This window comes from Streptomyces racemochromogenes (genome assembly GCF_044129415.1).
Lineage (GTDB): Bacteria > Actinomycetota > Actinomycetes > Streptomycetales > Streptomycetaceae > Streptomyces > Streptomyces racemochromogenes_A.
In genome coordinates this window covers 38,512-59,408 of the sequence record NZ_JBBDHD010000041.1, presented here as the reverse complement: position 1 = coordinate 59,408, position 20,897 = coordinate 38,512, and the positions used below count along the sequence as shown (strand labels likewise).

The 20,897-nt window shown below is 76.0% G+C and carries 5 protein-coding genes; all 5 read right to left on the bottom strand.

What is annotated here, in order from left to right; translation table 11 throughout:
* Positions 1-141: 141 nt before the first annotated feature.
* Positions 142-396, bottom strand: a complete 255-nt coding sequence (locus WDV06_RS17815; protein WP_395510739.1) for a hypothetical protein — start codon at positions 394-396, stop codon at positions 142-144.
* A 175-nt stretch (positions 397-571) separates the two neighbouring features.
* Positions 572-1,897, bottom strand: a complete 1,326-nt coding sequence (locus WDV06_RS17810) for an MFS transporter (RefSeq protein WP_395510738.1) — start codon at positions 1,895-1,897, stop codon at positions 572-574.
* A gap of 84 nt (positions 1,898-1,981) precedes the next feature.
* Positions 1,982-2,182: an MbtH family protein gene (locus WDV06_RS17805; protein ID WP_382986644.1), complete on the bottom strand. Its 201-nt coding sequence runs from the start codon at positions 2,180-2,182 to the stop codon at positions 1,982-1,984.
* Between the two features lie 60 nt (positions 2,183-2,242).
* Positions 2,243-12,751: a non-ribosomal peptide synthetase gene (locus WDV06_RS17800; protein ID WP_395510737.1), complete on the bottom strand. Its 10,509-nt coding sequence runs from the start codon at positions 12,749-12,751 to the stop codon at positions 2,243-2,245.
* Positions 12,748-20,565, bottom strand: coding sequence for an amino acid adenylation domain-containing protein (locus WDV06_RS17795; RefSeq protein WP_395510736.1), 7,818 nt, complete (start codon positions 20,563-20,565; stop codon positions 12,748-12,750). Before WDV06_RS17795 ends, WDV06_RS17800 begins: the two co-directional genes overlap by 4 nt.
* Between the last annotated feature and the right edge of the window lie 332 nt (positions 20,566-20,897).

The window sequence follows — 20,897 nt, the reverse complement described above, 5'->3', positions numbered from 1 at the left end:
CCCCCACCAAAAAAAAAAACAACGACCCGCGGCGGCGGCCCGTGAAGTAAGACACCCCCACCCCCCCCCGCCCGCCCCGGCCGCCGCCCCCCCCCCCCCCCCCCCCCCCCGACCCCCCACGGCCCCTACGGGCCTGTGGGATCAGCCGCCCCAGGAGCTGTCGTTCGTGTCGCGGCCCCGGCCGCCGGGCGGCGTGCTGGTGCCGACCGTCGCCACCCGGCCGCCGGGCAGGACGATCTGACGCGGCGTCTGCGTGGTGGTGCTGCTCTCGCTCCCCGTGGTGGTCGTCACGGTGGTCGCGGCCGTGTCGCCCTCGGCGGCCTGCGCGGCGCCGGCGGTGGGCAGCAGCAGCGCGGACGCGGCTACGGACAGGGCGAAGACGTAACGCTTGAGCATGGGATCCCCAGGAGTACGAGCGGTCAGGTCCGGGCGTGGACCACTTCGTGGGCCGTCCGCGCCGGTCGGTGCAGGACCAACCTTGCCGTGCGGAAAACCCCTCGGTGATCGATCAGGCTGCTCATCAAGCTGCCTGGCGCGATGGTGAGGGGCCGCAAAAGCCCATGGATCAGGATTATTCGGTCAGGATTCCCGCGCCCACAGGAGCCGGAGACTCCTCCTCGGCCGGCAACTCCGCGCGCTCCGCCGAGCCCCGGCTGTCGAGCTCGCGCCACACCGGGAAGACCAACGGGGCCAGGGTGACCGTGAGGTACAGCGCCCCCGTCCCCAGCAGAGCCGGCACCAGCCCCGCCACGTCCAGGGCCAGCCCCGCACCGAGCATGCCCAGCGGCGTCGCCGCCAGCGCGGCGGCGACCAGCAGCCCGAACACCCGCCCCCGTACCGCCTCGGGAACCCGCTCGTAGGCGACCGACATCATCAGCGGGCCCACGATCCCCGACCCGATGCCGGACAGGGCCAGCACCGCCAGCAACACCGGCGCCCCGGGCTCGGCGGCCAGCGCGGCACACCGCACCGCCCCGACCAGGACGAAGGCCCCGACGAAGAGGGCGCGCCGCGGCATCCGGTGCCCCGCCCAGCCGTACAGGGCCGCCCCGAGCAGCGCGCCGGCCCCCATGGCGGTCACCATCGCCCCGAACAGGGCACTGCTGCGCAGCACCTGGGTCCCGTACGCCGGGTAGAGCACCCCGTTCAGCGCCCCGTCCAGGGCATTGGTCAGCATCAGGACGCCCACCATCGCGCCCAGCAGCCGGTCCCTGCGCAACTGCCCGATTCCGAAGCGCAGGTCCTGGGTGTAGGAACCGCGTGGCCGCCCGTCGCCGACCGGGCGCGGCCGGGCCGTCGCCGGTACCAGGGCCGCCACGACGAGGGCGCACGACGCAAGCGCCGCCAGGTCCGCGAACAGCGTGCGTACCGGGCCGACGGTCGAGATCAGCACTCCGGCCAGCGGCGCGCCCGCCATCATGCCGATCCGGCGGGCCCCCTCGACCGCTCCGGTGGCCCGCTCCGCCGTGACGCCCGCGCGTTCCATCGCGCCGGGCAGGAGCAGTTGCTTGGAGGTGTCGGACGGGCCGCGTGCCGCCCCGACCAGGAACACCAGCACGATCAGGACGGGCAGCGGCAGGGCGTGCCAGGCGTGCAGGAGCGGGATCAGGCCGATCGCCGCGGCCGTCAGCAGATCCGCTCCGACGCTGGTCGCACGGACGGACAGCCGGTCGACCACCGGACCCGCGAGCACGGCGGAGCACAGCAGCCCCAGCACCTCGGCGGTGGCGACGAGCCCCGTCCGGGTGCCGCTGCCGGTGCTGTGCAGGACGAACCAGGGCACGGCGACCAGGGTCGCCGCCATGCCGAGCGAGGAGATCCCGGAGGCCGCCACCAGGGCGCCCAGCGGGGTGCGGCGGCGCGGGGAGCCGGAGCCGCCGGGGTACGAGCTGGTCATGAGGGGTTCCTTCCGGCACCGCCGCGCCGCCCGGCAGCCCGCGGTGGGGTCTGCCGGGCGGCGTGGTGCCCGGGGATCGTCGGGTCAGCCGGCCATGCTCACGCGGAGGCTGAGCGGGCGCATGTCCGTCCACACCCGCTCGATGTGCGCGAGGCACTCCTCCTTGGTGCCGCCGACGCCCTGGTCGTGCCAGCCGAGCGGGACGGGCCGGCCGGCCTCCCAGAGGGAGTACTGCTCCTCGTCGTTGGCCACGACCAGGTACTGCTGCGGGGACGCGTCGTTCATGGTGTTCTCCTCGATGGATCAGGAATGCGGAAGGGGGGTGGTGGAGCGGGGTGGAGCGGGTCAGGAGGGCAGGGCCGCGGCCAGCAGTTCGGCCAGCACCGCGCAGTGCGGGGGGTCCACCAGGTCGTGGTGGTTGCCCGGGACCGCCGCCCGCAGGACGCCGCCCGCGGTGCGCGCGTGCCAGGCCGCCGGGTCCACCAGCGGGGTCGCGAGCTCCGGGTGCCGCTCGTCGACGGTGAAGAGGTGCAGGCCGACGGCGAGCACGGCGTCGGTGCGGTAGGCGGCGGAGGCCGTTCCGTTCGCCTCGGCGACCCGCAGCACCCTGCGCAGGGCCTCGGTGGGGGCGGTACGGGGGAGGGTGCCCTCCGCGCGGCCCCGGCGCACCAGGACGTCGAGCAGTTCCTCCTCGTCCAGTTCGCGCGCCGAGCCGGCGTCGACCCCGGCGGCGATGCCGTACCGCAGCAGGTCCGGATCGCCCGGACCGGCAGCCGCGGCGGCCCGGTTCCCGGGAGCCGCCCCCGGCGCGGCCGCGTCGATCAGGCCGAGGAAGGCGACCTCCTCGCCGGCGGCCTCAAGCCGGGCGGCCATCTCGTAGGCCACCGTCCCGCCGAACGACCAGCCGGCCAGCAGGTACGGGCCGTGCGGCTGCTCCTCGCGCAGGGCGGCCAGGTAGCGCTCGGCCATCTCGGGCACCGTCTCCAGCGGCCTCTCGCCGGTGTTGTAGCCCACCGACTCCAGACCGAGGATCCGCCGGTCGCCGCCGGGACGGGCGGACAGGTCCCGCACCAGGTCCCGGTAGCAGACGACATCGCCGCCCCGCGGGTGGACGAGGACCAGCGGCGGCCTGGACGGGTCGCCGTCGGCCAGCGGCACCAGCAGCCTGGCGGCGGCCGTCCCCGCGTCCGGCAGCGCCTCGCACAGCAGCTCCACGGTGCGCCGACGGAACACCAGGTTCAGCGGCAGCTCCACCCCGAACTCCCGGCGCACGGCCGCCATCAGGGCGAACGCCTTGAGCGAGTGGCCGCCGAGGGCGAAGAAGTCGTCCCGCACCCCGATCGGGGCCGTGCCCAGGGTCTGCTCCCACAGCCGCGCCATCCGCAGCTCGGTCGTGTCGCGCGGGGCGATCCGCCCCGCGCCCCCGCCGCGTGCCGCGTCCGCCGACGGCGCCGGCAGCGCCTTGCGGTCGAGCTTGCCGTTCGGGGTGAGCGGGAGCCGCTCCAGCGCGGTGAGGACAGCCGGGACCATGTACTCGGGCAGGTCCTGGCGCAGGAAGTCGCCGAGCTCGCGCACGTCGCCCTCCTCGTCCCGCCAGGTCACGTAGCCGGCCAGGACGGCGTCCACCCCCGTGCCGTGGACGGCCACGGCCGCCGCCAGCACCCGCGGGTGGCGGGCGAGCGCCGACTCGATCTCACCGAGCTCCATGCGGTGGCCGCGCACCTTCACCTGGCCGTCGGCCCGGCCCCGGTACTCCAGCGTGCCGTCCGCGAGCCGCCGTACGAGGTCACCGGTGCGGTACAGCCGTTCGCCCACCCCGTACGGATCGGCCACGAACCGGTCCGCGGTCAGTCCCGGCCGCCCGTGGTAGCCGCGGGCCACCCCGTCACCGCCGATGTAGAGCTCGCCGAACACCCCCACCGGCACCGGCCGCAGCCGCGCGTCCAGCACGTGCAGCCGGGTATTGGCGAGCGCCGTGCCGATCGGCACCGGCCCGTCGCCGACGGGGCCGGACAGCCGGTGCGCCGTCGACCAGACGGTGGTCTCCGTGGGCCCGTACACGTTCCGGACGGTGCCCAGCGCCGTACGCATCCGCTCGGCCAGGGCCGACGGCAGCGCCTCGCCGCCGCACAGCGCCCGCACGTGCGGCGCCCGCCACCCCGACTCCATCAGCTGGTGCCAGGTGGCCGGGGTGGCCTGCACGACCGTGACCGGCGCCGCGTCCAGCTCCTTCGCGAGCAGGATGCCGTCCCGCGCGGTCTCGCGGTCGACGACCCGTACGGTCGCTCCGCACACGAGCGGGACCAGCAGCTCCAGCACGGCGATGTCGAAGGAGGCGGTGGTGACGGCCGCGACCGTGTCACCGGCCGTCAGCTCCAGCCTGCGGACCATGTCCCGGGTGAAGTTGGCCAGCGCCCGGTGCGGGACGGTGACCCCCTTCGGGCGTCCCGTCGAGCCCGAGGTGTAGAGCGCGTACGCCAGCTGTTCCGGCTCCAGCCGCACGGGTGCGGGGTCGGCCGGCGCGCTCCCGTCCGCGGCCAGGGCGTCGAGGTCCACGACGGCGACCCCGTCCGGGGCCTGCGCGGGGCCGGACAGCCCCGACACCACCATGACCCGGGCGCCGCTGTCCGCGAGCATGTAGCCGATGCGGTCCGCCGGATAGCCGGGGTCCACGGGCACGTACAGGCCTCCGGCGCGCAGCACGCCCAGCAGCGCCGCCGGGAGCAGTACGGAGCGCTCCGCGCAGACCGCCACCGCGGCCTCCGGGCCGACACCGAGGCGGGTCAGCTCCCGGGCCAGCCGGCCCGAGACCTCCCACAGCCCGGCGTACGTCAGGCTCCGGTCGCCGTCGTCCACCGCGACCGCCCGCGGTGTGCGGCAGGCCTGCTCGCCGACCAGCACGGGCAGCGGCCGGTCGGCGGCGGGCTCGGCGGAGCCGATGCCCTCACCCAGGACGCGGCGCTCCTCGGCCGGACCCATCAGGGGCAGGGCGCCCAGCGGGGTCGTGGGATCGGCCACCGCGGCCGTGAGCAGTTCGGTCAGCGCCGAGGTCATGCGCTCGACGGTCGCCCGGTCGAACAGGTCGGTGGCGAACACCGCCTCACCGCGCAGCGAGCCCTCCTCCTCGACGAAGTACAGCGAGAGGTCGAACTTCGAGGCACCGCTGGCCAGCGAGAGCGGTTCGACGTCCAGGCCGGCCGGCGCGGGCGGCCCGGCGGCCTCCTCGTCGAGCACCAGCATCACCTGGAACAGCGGGTTGCGGCTCAGGTCGCGCTCCGGCCGCACCTCCTCCACGAGACGCTCGAACGGCACCTGCTGGTGGGCGTAGGCGCCCAGCGCCGTCTCCCGGGCCCGGTCCAGCAGCTCGCCGAAGGCCGGGTCGCCGGACAGGTCGGTGCGCAGCACCAGGTTGTTGACGAAGAAGCCGATGAGCGGCTCCAGCTCGGTGCGGTCGCGGCCGGCGATGGGCGAGCCCACCGCCACGTCCTCGCCGCCCGACCAGCGGGCCAGCAGCGCCTGGAAGCCCGCCAGCAGCACCATGAACAGCGTGGCGTCGTGCCGGCGCCCCAGGTCGCGCAGCTGCCGCAGCAGCGGCTCGGGCAGCTCGAAGGAGAACTGCTCACCGCGCCCGGACGGGGTGGCCGGCCGGGGCCGGTCGGTGGGCAGGTCCAGCGGGGCCAGGCCGCCGAGACGCCCGCGCCAGTACCCCAGGGCGTCGGCGAGGGCGTCGTCGCCGAGGCGGTCGCGCTGCCAGGCGGCGAACTCGCGGTAGGAGACGGCGAGTTCCGGCAGGGGCTCGGCCCCTTCGACGGTGCGGGCCCGGTAGGCGGCGAAGAACTCCCGCCAGAACACCCCCACCGACCAGCCGTCGAAGGCGATGTGGTGGGCCACGATCACCAGCAGGTGCTCCCGCGCCGCGATCCGCACCAGCCGGGCCCGCAGCGGGCCCGCGGCGGTCAGGTCGAAGGGCAGTGCGGCGTCGTGCGCCGCCAGCTCCCGCGCCCGCTCCTCGGCCGCCGGCGCGCCGAGCTGCGAGAGGTCGGTGAACTCGGGGGTGAACAGGGAGGCCGGCCCGGGCACGACGCGGGCCGCGAAGGCCCCCTCGTCGCCGCCTTCCCCGGTCTCCTCGATCCGGGAGCGCAGCACCTCGTGCCGGGCGACGACGTCCGTCAGCGCGGCCAGGGCGGCGGCGGTGTCGAGCTCCCCGGTCAGCCGTACGGCACCGGGCATGTTGTAGTCGGGCCGGCCCGGCTGGAGCCGGTCCAGCAGCCACAGCCGCTGCTGCCCGAAGGACAGCGGCCCGGGCCCCTCGGGCAGCGCGGGGATCGTCGCCCCCGGCGCGTCCGCCGCGACCGGTGAGGCCAGCGCCCGGGCCAGGTCCTCGGCCACCGGGTGCCGGAAGAGCAGCTGCATCGGGATGTCCAGGTCCAGCAGGGCGCGCAGCCGGGAGATGACCCGGGTGGCGCGCAGGGAGTGCCCGCCGCGCTCGAAGAAGTGGTCACGGACCCCGATCGGGCCCTCGCCGAGCACCTCCTCCCAGACCTCCACGACCGTCCGCTCCAGCGGGGTGCGCGGGGCCACGTACGCCCGGTGCCCGCCGGCCGCGCCGGCTTCCGGCGCGGGCAGCGCGCGGCGGTCGGTCTTCCCGTTCGGGGTCAGCGGCAGCGCGTCCAGCACCACCAGCGCGGACGGCACCATCGCCGCCGGCAGGGCCGCGCGGACGAAGTCCAGCACGGCGGCCGGATCACCGCCGCCCTCCCGCCACACCACGTACCCGGCGAGCAGCCGGTCGGCGCCCTCGCCGTGCGCGGCGGCCACGGCCCGGGCCACGTCCGGGTGACGCAGCAACGCGGCCTCCACCTCACCCAGTTCGATCCGGTGGCCCCGGACCTTGACCTGGTTGTCCCGGCGGCCGTGGAACTCCAGCACCCCGTCGGACCGCAGTCGCGCCAGGTCGCCGGTGCGGTACATGCGCGCACCGGGCGGCCCGTACGGGTCCGGCGGATAGGCCTCGGCGGTGCGCGCCGGATCGCCCAGGTAGCCGCGGGCCACCCCGCGGCCGGCGATGAACAGCTCACCGATCGCGCCCCGGGGGAGCGGTTCGAGGTGCTCGCCGAGCACGAGGACCCGGGCGCCGGGCAGCGGCCGCCCGATGGGGATGCGGCCCGCCTCGATGTCGGCGTCCGTCACCACGTGGTACGTGGTGGTGTTGGTGCACTCCGTCGGACCGTACTGGTTGACCAGCCGCAGCCGCCCGGGCACGCCCAGGGTGTGGGCGGCGCGCGCGAGTCCGGGCGTCAGCGCCTCGCCGGTGGTCATCACCAGCCGCAGCGCGGCCGCGGGTTCGGTGACGGCGGCGACGAGCGGTTCCAGCATCGACGGGACGATCGACAGCAGGGCCGTCACACCCTCGCCGTGCAGCAGCCGGGCCAGCGCCTCCGGGTCCCCGGCCTCGTCCTGCGAGGCCAGCACGATCCGCCCGCCGGTGGTCAGCGGGGCGAACAGGTCGCGCACCGAAGGGTCGAAGGTCAGCGCGGTCCGGGCCAGCACCACGTCCTCGGGCCCGAGGCCGAAGGTGGCGGTCAGCGCCGCCAGGTAGCCGGTGATGGCGCCGTGCGTGACGGCCACGCCCTTGGGGCGGCCGGTGGACCCGGAGGTGTACAGCAGATAGGCCAGGTGGGCGGGGGAGGACGTGACGGGCGGCTCCGTGGCGGGCAGCGCGTCCACCACGTGCTGCTCGGCGTCCAGGTCCAGGACGGGCACGCCGCCGGTCAGGTCCGCGGGCGGCCCGCCGGGCAGACCCGCCGTCAGCACCAGGTGGGCGCCGCTGTCGGCGAGGACCGTCCGGACCCGCTCGGCCGGGTGTCCCGCGTCGAGCGGCACGTAGGCGCCGCCGGCCTTCAGCACCGCCAGGACGCACACCGGCATCCGCGGGTCCCGGCCGGCCAGTACGGCCACCCGGGTCTCGGGACCGGTACCGAGCTCCCGCAGGCGGTGGGCCAGCCGGTTGGCGGCCTCGTCGAGCTCCGCGTAACCGAGGGTGCGGCCCTCGCAGGTCACGGCCGGGGCGTCCGGCCGCAGCCGGGCCTGCTCCGCCACCAGGGAGTGCAGGGTCCGCGCCGCCGGCCCGTCCGTCTGCGGTACGCACTCCTCGCCGAGCAGGGCGGCGTGCTCCTGCGGGGACAGCACGTCCAGCCGGGACAGCGGTGCGTCGGGCGTCTCGGCCGCACTGGCCAGCAGCCGCAGGTAGTGCGCGCCGAACCGCTCGACGGTGGCCCGGTCGAAGAGGTCCGTCGCGTACTGCACGGTGCCGGTGAGTCCGCCGGGGTGCTCGGTCATCGCGAGGCTGAGGTCGAACTTGGCCGTCCCGTTGGAGGTGTCGAGGCTCTCGACCTCCACACCGTCCAGCGGCAGGGCGGCGAGCTGCTCGGGATGCAGCTGGAACAGCACGTCGAACAGCGGGTTGCGGCTGAGGTCGCGCTCCGGCCGCAGCTCCTCCACCAGCCGGTCGAACGGCACGTCCTGGTGCTCGTACGCGGCCAGAGCGGTCCGGCGCACCCGCCCCAGCAGTTCCCCGAAGGCAGGGTCGCCGGACAGGTCGGTGCGCAGCACGAGGGTGTTGACGAAGAAGCCGACGAGCGGCTCCAGCTCGGCGCGGTCGCGGCCCGCGATGGGCGAGCCCACCGCGATGTCGGCCTGGCCCGTGTAGCGGGCCAGCAGCGCCTGGAAACCGGCCAGCAGCACCATGAACAGGGTGGCGCCGCGCTCCCGGGCCAGCGCGCCGAGCCGCTCGGCGAGCCCGGCCGGAACCTCGAAGACGAAGGCGTCGCCCGCGCCCGAGCGCACCTGCGGCCGCGGCCGGTCGGTGGGCAGCTCCAGGGCCTGGACCCCGCCGAGGGCCGCCCGCCAGTACGCGATGCCCGCGTCGGCCTCCCCGCCCGCCAGCCGGCGCTGCTGCCAGTACGCGAAGTCCCCGTACTGGAGCGGAAGTTCGGGAAGCTCCGGACGCTCGCCGCGGCGCAGGGCCGCGTAGGCCCCGGACAGCTCCCGCCACAGCACCGGCATCGACCAGCCGTCGCCGACGGTGTGGTGCAGGACCAGGACGAGGAGGTGCTCGTCGTCCGCGACCCGCACCACGCGGGCCCGCAGCAGGGGAGCCGAGCCCAGGTCGAAGGGTGCGGCGGCGTCGGCGTGCGCCAGGCCGAGCGCCCGGGAACGGGCCTCCTCGCGGGGCAGGTCCCCCAGGTCGGTGCGGAGGGGGACGAAGACCTCCGGCGCCTCCACGATCTGTACGGGGCCCGAGGGGCCCTCGGTGATCCGCGAGCGCAGCACCTCGTGCCGGGTCACCACCGCGCACAGCGCGGCGGCCAGCGCGTCGGCGTCCAGCGCGCCCCGCAGCCGGGTCGCGACGGGAATGTTGTAGTCGGGCCGGCCGGGCTGGAGCTGGTCCAGGAACCACAGCCGCTGCTGCGCGAACGACAGCGGCGCGCTCTCCCCGGCCGGCCGGGCGCCGATCGCGGTGACGGGGGCCGCCGCCGCAGCGGCGGCGTCGGGGCCGTCGCCGCGCAGGGCGTCCAGCGCCGACGCGAACCGCTCCAGCGTCGGGTGCTCGAACAGCAGCCGCAGCGGCACGCCCGTGCCCAGGCGGGCGCCGAGCCGGGACACGGCGCGCGTGGCCCGCAGCGAGTGGCCGCCCAGGGCGAAGAAGTCGTCGTGGCGGCCGATCCGCCCGGTGCCCAGCACCTCGCCCCACACGGCCGCGGCGAGCTCCTCGGTCGCGGTCGCCGGCGCCGCGAACTCGGCCCGGAGCACCCCCTCGTCGGGAGGCGCGGGCAGCGCGCGCCGGTCCAGCTTGCCGTTCGGTGTCACCGGCAGCGCGGAAAGCGTGACGATCGCCGAGGGCAGCATGTACGCGGGCAGCCGCTCGGCGAGCGCCCGGCGCAGCTCCGCCGGGTCCGCCACCTGGCCCTCCGAGGGCACCACGTAGGCGACCAGGCGCTGCTCGCCGGGGCTGTCCTCGCGGACCACCACCGCGGCGTGTCCGACCCGCGGGCCGCGCACCAGTTCGGCCTCGATCTCGCCCGGCTCGATCCGGTGGCCGCGGATCTTGACCTGCTGGTCGCTGCGGCCGAGGTAGTCGACGGTGCCGTCCGGCCGCCGTCGGGCCAGGTCGCCCGTGCGGTACATCCGGGCGCCCGGAGCGCCGTACGGGTCGGGGGTGAACTGCCGCGCGGTCAGGCCGGGCCGGCCGAGGTAGCCGCGGGCCACACCGGTGCCGCCGACGCACAGTTCGCCGACGGCCCCCTGCGGCACCGGGCGGCCGCGCCCGTCCAGGACGTACAGGCGGGTGTCGTCCAGGGCGGTGCCGATGGGGACCCGGCCGTCCACGACGTCGCCGGCGCCGGGGTCCAGCCGGTGGCGGGTGGCGAAGGTGGTGGTCTCGGTGGGCCCGTAGGCGTTCACGAGGACGGTGCCCGGAGCCTGCTCCAGGGCCCGGGCGAAGGAGTGCGGGGAGGCGGCTTCGCCGCCCGTCCACACCTCCCGCACCCGCGTCAGCAGCTCCACGCACTCCTCGACCACCAGGTTGAACAGGGCGGCCGTGAGGAACATCGAGGTGATCCGGTGCTCCTCCACCAGCCGGGCCAGGGCGGCGGTGTCCACCCGGCCGGGCGGCGCCACGACCACCAGCCCGCCGGACAGCAGGGGCACCCACAGTTCGTACGTCGAGGCGTCGAACGACAGAGGGGAGTGGGCCAGCACCCGCCGGTGCGCGGCGCCGAAGGCGGAGTCACGGGCGAGCGCCGCGACGTTGGCGTGGGTGACGCCGATGCCCTTCGGCTCGCCCGTGGAACCGGAGGTGTACATCACGTAGGCCAGCTGGTCCGGCGAGCACGGCGGGTACGGGACCGGTGCGGTGGCCGGGGCCCCGTCCGCCGGGGCCGTCGCGTCGAGCACCGGGACGGGCGAGGTGCGGACCGCCTCGTGGCCGGCCGTCGCGGGATCGGCGAGGAGCAGGCGGGCGCCGGTCCGCTCCAGCATCCAGTGCAGCCGGGCGACGGGGAACCCCTCGCCGAGCGGGACGTAGAGCCCCCCGGCCTTGAGGACGGCCAGGATCGCCACGGGGAGGTGGACCGAGCGCTCCATCAGCAGGGCGACGGGGGTTTCGCGCTCCACCCCTGCGGCGGCCAGCCGGGCCGCCAGCAGGTCGGACCGGGAGTCGAGTTCGGCGAAGCTCAGGCGGTCGGCGCCGCAGACGACGGCCTCGGCGCCGGGGGTGCGCCGGACCTGTTCGGCGAACAGCTCCACCAGGGAGGCCGGGGCCAGGTCCGGGCGGACCGAGCCGTGCCCCCCGGCCGCGATCCGGGCCGCGGTCGGGGCGGAGGGCAGCAGCTCGGCCAGGGGACGGTCGGGCTCCCCCGCGGCGGAGGCCAGCAGCTCCAGGTAGTGCCCGAGGACGAGTTCGGCCGTGGCCCGGTCGAACAGGTCGGTGTCGAAGACCAGCGAGCCGGAGCAGGTCTCGGCGCCCTCGGAGACGAAGACGCTCAGGTCGAAGAGGGAACCGCCGAAGTCGGTCCGCTCGGCCCGCGCGTCCAGGCCCGGCAGCCGCAGCCCGGCCGTCTCGTCCTGGGCGGACGCGAACATCACCTGCACGAGCGGGTTGCGGTCGCCGACCCGCTCGGGGCTCAGGTGCTCCACCAGCCGGTCGAAGGGCACCTCCTGGTGGTCGTACGCGTCCACCGTCGCCCGGCGGACCCGGCCGAGCAGCTCGCGGAAGCCCACCTCGCCCGACAGGTCGGCGCGCAGCACCACGGTGTTGACGAAGAACCCGACGAGGGGCTCCAGTTCCACCCGGTCGCGCCCGGCCACCGGGGTGCCGACGGCGATGTCCGTGCTGCCCGCGTAGCGGGCCAGGGTGGCCTGGAAGCCGGCCAGGAGCGTCATGAAGAGGGTGGCGCCGGCGCCCTCGGCGATCCCGCGCAGCCGGGTGGTGAGGCGGGCGTCGAGGGTGAACTCCAGGCTCGCGCCGTCACCGCTGCGACGGGTGGGACGGGGCCGGTCCGCGGGGAGTTCGAGGGCCTCCAGCCCCGCCAGGGACTTCTCCCACCAGCGCAGCGATTCGTCCATCGCGCCGCTCGCGAACCGGTCGCGCTGGGCACGGGCGTACGCCTGGTAGTCCAGGGGCAGCGGCGCCTGCGCCAGGGGCCGCTGCGCGAGCAGGGCCGCGTACCCCTCGGACAGCTCCCGCCACAGCAGGCCCATGGACCAGCCGTCGGTGGCGATGTGGTGGACCACCAGCACCAGCAGGTGGTCCTCGGCGCCGAGCCGGATCAGCAGGGCGCGCAGCAGCGGGCCGGCCGCGAGGTCGAAGGGTCTGCGGACCTCCTCCCGGGCCAGGCCCCGGGCCCGCTCCTCCAGTTCGGCGAGGGGGGCGTCGCCCAGGTCCAGCACCGGCAGCGGGACGGCCTCCGGGGCGGGCAGGACCACCGGGTGCGGGGCGCCGTCGCGCTCCTCGAAGACGGTGCGCAGCGGAGCGTGACGGGCCACGACGGCCGTCAGGGCGCGGCGCAGCGGCTCCGGGTGGAGGCGGCCGCGCAGCCGCACGACCTCGGGGATCGCGTAGCCGGGGGTGCCGTCCGCCATCCGGTCCACCAGCCACATCCGCTCCTGGGCGAACGAGGCGACGGGCTCGGCGTCCGGCGCTGCGGCGGCCGGAGCGGGGACCGGCGCCGCCGCGGCGGCCGGACCGGCCGCCGTCTCCTCCAGCGCGGCGCGCACCCGGCGGCGCAGCAGCTCACGGGCGGCGGCCAGGCGGCTGTCGGTGCCGGCGGCCGGCATGCTCTCCTGGGTGGTCACGAGGTCTCTCCTTGAAGTACGAGTGAAGGAACGGCGGCGTCGGTGGCGGCGGACGGGGCCGGTTCGGCCTCCAGATCGGCCAGCAGCACCGTTTCGACGGCGATGGCGAGGGCGGCGACGGTCCGCTGCTCGAAGAGGGTGTGCAGGGGCAGGTCCAGGCCGAGGGACTGGCGCAGCCGGGCCGCCACCCGGGTGGCGCTCAGCGAGTGCCCTCCGAGGGCGAAGAAGTCGTCGTGGCGGCCGATCCGCGGCGCGTCCAGTACGGAGGCCCACACCATGGCCACCAGCTCCTCGGTCTCCCCGGCGGGCGGCTCGTACCCGGCGGCGGCCGCCGCGGCGGGAGCCGGGAGCGCCCTGCGGTCGAGCTTGCCGTTCGGCGTGACGGGCAGTCCGTCCACGACGACCAGCACCGGCACCATGTACTCCGGCAGGGAGCGGGCCAGTTCGGCGCGCATCGCCCCGGTGTCCGGTGCCGGGTCCGCCCCGGCCTCCGGGACGACGTACCCGACGAGCCTGCGCTCGCCCGGGACGTCCTCGCGGACGACGACCGCGGCCCGGCCGACGCCCTCCAGGTGGCCCAGCGCCGTCTCGATCTCGCCGAGTTCGATCCGGAAGCCGTGGATCTTCACCTGGTCGTCGGTGCGGCCCAGGTACTCCACCGAGCCGTCGGCCCGGTGGCGGGCCAGGTCCCCGGTGCGGTACATGCGCGAGCCCGGCGGGCCGAAGGGGTCGAGGGGAAAGCGCTCGGCGGTCAGCGCGGGGCGCCGCAGGTAGCCGCGGGCCAGGCCCGCGCCCGCCAGGAACAGCTCGCCGGCGACCCCCACCGGGACGGGCCGGCCCCGCGGGTCGAGCACGTACAGCGAGGTGTTCCAGATCGGCCGGCCGATCGGCACGGGCCCGGCGTCCTCGCGGCGGCAGTCCCAGTGCGTGACGTCGACGGCCGCCTCCGTGGGCCCGTACAGGTTGTGCAGGGGCACGTCGAGCACATCGAGGAACCGGTTCTTCAGCTCCTCCGGCAGGGCCTCGCCGCTGCACACGACCCGCCGCAGCGACCCGCAGCGGCCCGCCCCGGGGTCCTCGACGAACGCCGCCAGCATGGACGGGACGAAGTGGACGGTGGTGACCGACTCCTCCTGGATCACCCGGCTCAGGTAGGCGGGGTCCTTGTGCCCGCCCGGCTCGGCGACCACCAGGGCCGCTCCGGTGATCAGCGGCCAGAAGAACTCCCACACCGACACGTCGAAGCCGAACGGGGTCTTCTGCAGCACCCGGTCGTCCGCACCCAGCCGGTACCGGTCCTGCATCCACAGCAGCCGGTTGACGATGGCCGCGTGCTCCACGACGACGGCCTTCGGGCGCCCCGTCGACCCGGACGTGTAGATCACGTACGCAGGATGCGAGGACAGCGGCGCCGGCCCCACCGCCCCGGGGTCCCCGTCGTGCACCGCCCCCGGATCCAGCCGGGGCAACTCCGCCGAGACCGGCAGCGCCGCCGCCACCGCGTCGTCCGCGAGCAGCAGCACCGGCTCGGCGTCGGACAGCAGGTACGCGATCCGGTCCGCCGGCAGCGAGGGGTCCACCGGAAGGTAGGCGGCCCCCGCCTTCAGCACGGCCAGCAGCGAGACCACCATCTCGGTGGAGCGGTGCAGGGCGACCGCGACGATCCCCTCCGGACCGGCGCCCCGGGCGCGCAGGGCCCGGGCCAGCAACTCGGCGCGGGCGTCGAGCTCGCCGTACGTCAGGCGCTCGCCGCGGAAGACGGTCGCCGGCGCCTGCGGCGCCCGGGCCACCTGCCGCTCGAACAGCTCCACCAGCGTGGTGTCGGGGACCGGCACGGCGGTGCCGTTCCACTCCCGGATCAGCCGGTGCTGCTCCGCGGACAGCAGGTCCACCTCCCCCACCGCGGTGCCGGGGGCGTCGGCGACGGTCGTGAGCAGCCGCTCCAGCGCCTCGCCCAGGCTGCGCGCCGTCCGCGCGTCCAGGACGTCCGTGCGGTGGTCGAGGTGCAGCCGCAGCCGCTCCCCGGGCAGCACGATGAGGTTGACGGTGTAGTGGGTGGCGTCCGAGCCCTCCACCCCGGCCAGCCGCGGTCCCCCGGCCAGCTCCCGCATCGACTCCAGGTCGAGCGGGTAGTTCTCCACGACGACCGTGGTGTCGAAGAGGGCGCCCAGCCCGGCCGCCCGCTGGATGCCGGCCAGCCCGACGTGCTGGTGGTCCATCAGCTCCGCCTGCTCGTCCTGGAACCGGCCGAGCGCGGCCAGCAGCGGCTCGTCCTCGCGGATCCGGAACCGCACGGGCAGGGTGTTGATCAGCAGGCCGACCATGTCCTCGATGCCCGCGACGTCGGCGGTGCGCCCGGAGACGGTCCCGCCGAACACCACGTCGTCCCGCCCCGTCACCCGCCCCAGCAGCATCGCCCAGACGCCCTGGACCACGCTGTTGAGGGTCACGCCCGCGCTGCGGGCCCGTGCGGTGAGCCGGGCCGTCAGCTCGGCCGACAGCTCCACCGCGACCCGCTCCGGCAGCGCGTCGATCCGGTTCGGATCGGCCGCCCCCAGCAGGGTCGGCTCCTCCAGCCCGGCCAGCGCGGTGCTCCACGCGGTCTCGGCGGCGCCGTCGTCCTGGCGGGCCAGCCAGTCCAGGTGCGCGCGGTACGGGACCGCCTCCGCGACCGCACCGGATGCGGCGCCCGAGGTCTGTTCGGCGTATCCGGTGAGCAGTTCGCGCAGCAGCACCGCCGACGACCAGCCGTCCCAGACGATGTGGTGGTTCGTCATGACGAGGCGGTGCTCGGCCGCGCCGAACCGGACCAGGGTGAAGCGCACCAGCGGCGGCCGCTCCAGGTCGAAGCGGCGGCCCCGGTCGGCGGCGAGCAGCCGCTCCCACTCCCCCTCCCGCTCGGCGGATCCGAGTCCGCCCAGGTCCACGGCCTCCCACGGCACCGCGACGGACTCGACGACGATCTGCGCCGGCCCGTCCAGACCCTGGTCGGTGAAGGCGGAGCGCAGCGCGGTGTGGCGGCGCAGCAGCCGGTCGCAGGACGCCCGCAGGGTGTCCTCGTCCAGGGCGCCGTCCAGGGTGAGGACGATCTGGCCGGTGTAGGCGTCCATCGCGCCCGTGTCGAAGGCGGAGTGGAAGAAGAGCCCCTCCTGGAGCGGCGAGAGCGGCAGCACGTCGCAGAGCCCGGCGTAGCGCGCCGCCAGGGCGTCCGTCTCCGGCTGCGTCAGCCGGACCAGGGGCAGGTCACGGGGGGTGAGACGGCGCGGCCGGGGGGCGCCCGACCAGCCGGCCAGCAGGCGCAGGGCCTCGTCCCAGGCCGCCACCAGGGCGTCCGCCTCGGCCTCGGTCAGCAGGTCCGCGGGATGGGTGACGACCGCGGTGAAGGCGGGACCGCCGTCGCCGTCCACGGCCATGGCGTCGATCTGGAGGGCGTGCTCGACGGGCATCGCCGGATCCGCCTCGGCCCGCAGGCCGCCCGCCTCGGGGGCGGGGCTCCACGGGGCCTCGTCGCCGCCGGCGAACCTGCCCAGGTAGTTGAACAGGATCCGGGGGCTCGGCAGCCCGGACAACTGCGCGGCGGTGCGCGGATCGAGCCTGCTCAGCAGCCCGAAGCCCGTGCCGTGGTCCGGTACGGAGGCGACCGTCGAGTGGATCCGCGCGACCAGTTCGGCGAGCGCGTCACCGCCCCGGGCCGCCGCGTCCAGGTCGAGGCCGGCCAGGTCGAACCGGACCGGGTACTGGGTGGTGAACCAGCCCACGGTGCGCGCCAGGTCGTGCCGGCCGGTGCGGTCGACGCGGCCGTGGCCCTCCAGGTCGACCAGCAGCGACCCGAGGGCGCTGCCGGGGGAGCGCAGCCGGTGCGCCGCGAGGACCAGTCCCGCGAGCAGCACCTCGGCCGGGCCGGTGCGCAGCGCACCGGGCACCCCGGCCAGCAGCGGGCCGGCGACCTCGGCGGGCAGGCGAAGCGTCAGCGTGCGCGTGGCGCCGGCGGTGTCCCGTACCGGGTCGGGGATCCGCTGCCAGGGCTCCCGCGGCTCCGGGGCGTCCCCGGGGCCCTCCAGCGTCGAGCGCCAGAAGGGGAGCTCGGCCTGCACCTGCGGGGAACCCGCCAGGAGTTCGAGGTGGTGGGCCCACGCGCGGAAGGAGACCTCCCCGTCCGCGGCGGGCAGCGGACGCCCGGCGACGGCGGCCTCCCAGGCCGTGGCCAGGTCGGCCGCCAGGATCCGCCACGACACCCCGTCCACCGCCAGGTGGTGCACGCACAGCAGCAGCCGGTCCGGCGCCGCCCCACCGGTGTCGAAGCGCACGGCCCGGAGCATCACCGAGGTCGCCGGGTCCAACTCTCCGGCCGCCTCCCGGGCCGCCTCCGCGATGATCGCGGCGCGGGTGGACGCGTCCGACCCGGCCACGTCGACGGTGCGGTACAGCCGGGACACGTCGACCGCACCCGGCTCGCCGACCGTGCACAGCGGGCCCGCCGGGCCGCCGGTCACCCCGAGGCGCAGCGCCCCGTGCCGGTCCACGACCGACTGCAGGACCCGTACGAGCGTCGGGTCGTCGGCGCCCTCGGGCAGGGCCAGCACCATGGACTGGCTGAACCGGCCGACGGGACCCGGCCCGTCGAGGAGCCAGCGCATGACCGGGGTCGCGGGAAGCGGACCGCACTCCTCGACGGCCGGACCGCCGGTGGCCGCGCAGGCCCCGTCGCCGGGCTCGCCGACGGCCGCGGCGAGGGCGGCCGGGGTCTTGTGCGCGAACACCTCGCGCAGGGTGAAGGAGAAGCCCCGGGCCCGCGCCCGGCTGGTCAGGCCGAGGGCGGTGATGCTGTCGCCGCCGAGCTCGAAGAAGTTGTCGTCCGGGGTCGCGGCGGTGCCGAGGGCCTCGGAGAACAGCTCCGCGAGCGCCAGCTCGGTGGCGCCGTACGCCCGCTCGGGGCGTTCCGGACGGGCCGCGGCCTCGGGTACGCGCAGCCGCGCGCGGTCGACCTTCCCGCCCGTGGTGAGGGGCAGCCGGTCCAGCGCCACGAAGGTGCGGGGCACCATGTACTCCGGCAGGACCCGGCCCAACTCCGCCGCCAGCGCGTCCGGTTCGGGCACCGTGCCGCCGTCCGCCGGCGGTGCCAGGAAGGCGACGAGCCGGCGGGCTCCGCCCGCGGGGGCGTGCACGACGACCGCGGCCTGCGCCACCGAGGGCAGCCGGCCGAGCACCGCCTCGATCTCACCCAGTTCGATCCGGTGCCCATTGATCTTGACCTGGCGGTCCACCCGCCCCACGAACTCCAGCTCGCCCCGTGCCGTCCAGCGCATGAGGTCGCCCGTCCGGTACATCCGCGCACCGGGCACACCGGAGAAGGGGTCCGGCACGAAACGCTCGGCGGTCATGGCCGCGCGCCCCGCGTACCCCTGGGCGAGACCCGCACCGGCCACGCACAGCTCGCCGGTCGCCCCCGGCGGCAGCAGCCGCAGCCCCCGGTCGACGACGTACGCACGGTGGTTGGCCATCGGGCGCCCGATCGGCGGGATCCGGCCGTGCGAGGGCGCGGTCACCCGGTGCATGGTCACGGACACGGCCGCCTCGGTGGGCCCGTACGCGTTCCACACCTCGCGGCCGTCCGCCGCCCAGCGGTCCACGGCGTCCCCGGACGGGGCCTCACCGCCCGTGGACAGGAACCGCAGCGCCGGCAGTCCCGCCGGATCCAGCAGCGGCAGGAGGGCCGGCGGCAGGTCGGCGACCGTCACCGCCTGCTCGGCGAGCAACGCCTGGAGCCGGTCGACGTCGACCCGCTCCGCGTCGGTGGCCAGGACCAGGGTGGAACCGCTCAGCAGAGAACCGAACACGTCCAGGACCGACACGTCGAACGACAGCGAGGCGAACCCGAGGAACCGCTCCGCGCGCCCGGACCCGCCGAGGCCGTCGCCCGCGCCGCACAGCGCGAGGTGGCCGCGTACGAAGTCCACGGCAGCCGCGTGCGGGACGACGACGCCCTTCGGCTCGCCCGTACTGCCCGATGTGTACAGCAGGTACGCCGCGGACGCTCCCGGCACCGGCGCGGACCTCCGGCCGGAGCGGGACCCGTCGGCGGGCCCGCTCGCGTCGACCACGCCCGGCAGATCGTGCGGCAGCCGGTCGCGGCCGCCCGGCCCGGCGACGACCGTGCGCAGCCCGGCGTCGCGCACGATGTACGCGATGCGCTCCGCCGGCAGGCCGGGGTCGAGCGGCACGTAGCAGCCGCCCGCCTTCAGGACGCCGAGCAGGGCCGCGACCATCGACGGGGAGCGCTCCACGCAGACGCCGACGGGGGTGCCCGGCCCGACGGCCGTCCGCAGCCGGTCCGCGATGTCCTCGGCCCAGGCGTCGAGCTCCCGGTAGGTGACCTCCCGCCCGGCGCAGATCACGGCGGCCTGCTCGGGGACGCGCGCGGCCACCTCCTCGAAGAGCGTGTGCAGCGACGCGTCCCCTGCCACGGGGGCGACGCCGCCCTCGGCGAAGGCGGCGAGCCGCTCCTCGTCCTCGGTGGTCAGGAAGGGCAGCGAGCCGACCGCAGCCTCGTCCCCGGCCGAGGCGAGGGCGACCAGGAACCGGGTGAACCGCACCCGCAGCGCGTCGAGTTCCGCGCGATCGACGTCGGCGGCGTCGCCCTCGGCCTGCACGGTCAGCGGGCTGTCGCCACCGCGGTCGTAGACGTTGAGGGAGACGTGCTCCACCGGGCCGACCGCGAGGTTGTGCGCGGAGGCGGGAGCACCGGCGAAGGACAGCTCGTAGTCGAAGGACATGAGGTTGACGGCGGCGTCCCACAGCCGGGGTCCCGTACCGGTGAACTCCTCGATGCGGTACCGCTGGTGGCGCAGGGCCTCCTTGATGCCGGCCGAGGTGCCGCGCACCAGTTCGCCGACCGTCGTGTCCGCGCCGACCGCCAGCCGCAGCGGCAGCACCTTGGAGAACATGCCGGGCGTCCGACGGGCGTCCGGGGTGGTGCGACCGGTGACCGGCAGGCCCAGGACCACGTCCTCGGTGCCGCCCGCGCGGTGCAGGTGGGCGGCGGCAGCGGCCATCACCAGCGCCGACCAGCGCGTGCCGTGCCGGCGCGCCGCCTCGCGCAGGACGCGGGCGTCGGCGGGATCGAGGTCACCGCTCACCCGCACCGTCGTACCCGAGGCGGGCACCGGGACGCTGCCGGTGAACGACACGGGCTCCGGGGCGCCCTCCAGCCGTTCCCGCCAGAACTCCCGATCGCGCGCGCACTGCTCGGAGCCCGCGTACTCCTCCTCCTCGGCCACGATCCGCTGCCACGGCGCGCTCTCGAAGGCCGGCACGGGCTCGCCCGCCACCAGCGCCGAGTACACCTGCGCGGTCCGCCGCGCGAGGATCGAGCCGGTGACCCCGTCCGCGACGAGGTGGTGGTAGCCCTGCATCCAGCGGTAGGCCGCCGGACCGGTCCGCACCAGGAGGTACCGGCACACGTCCCCGGACGCCAGGTCCGTCGGCCGGGCCAGCTCGGCGCGCATCAGCCGCTCGGACTCGGCGTCCGGGTCCGGGTGGCCGCTGACGTCGACCGTCTCGATCCGCAGCGGCGGCGGCCCGGCGGGTATCTGGTGCACCACCCCGTCCACCTCGGCGAAGCGGACGCACAGCGTCTCGGTTCCGGCCACCGTCGTGCGCACCGCCTCGGCGAGCAGCTCCGGATCCACCGCCCCGCGGATCTCCAGGTATTCGGCGATGGTGTAGTCGAGGCGTGTGGGGTCGAGCTGCTGCGCGAACCAGACGCCGTTCTGCGGCGGGGTCAGGGGCAGCGGCCGGCGGTCGTGAGTGGCCATGCGGTGGTCAGTCTCCTCAGTCGGATCGGTCGATCAACGACGACGTGAGGCCACTGTCCGCGAGGGCCGGACGGTCCCGAAAGTCCCACAAATACGCTTCTTGACGAGCCCCGACGAGCCCGGAGAAAACCCCGGTACCGCGATCCCGTGACACCCGGAAGCGGCCGACGCGTACAGGCCGGGCGAAGCCCTGACACCCCCCGCCCCCCACCGCCCGCACGCGGGGACGTGGAACACGAACGCGAGACCGGCGGCCTGTCCGGGGGTCTACCGGACAGGTGCCCCCCGAACACCCGGTCTTGCCGGATCCGGCCAGTGCAGCGCGTTACCGC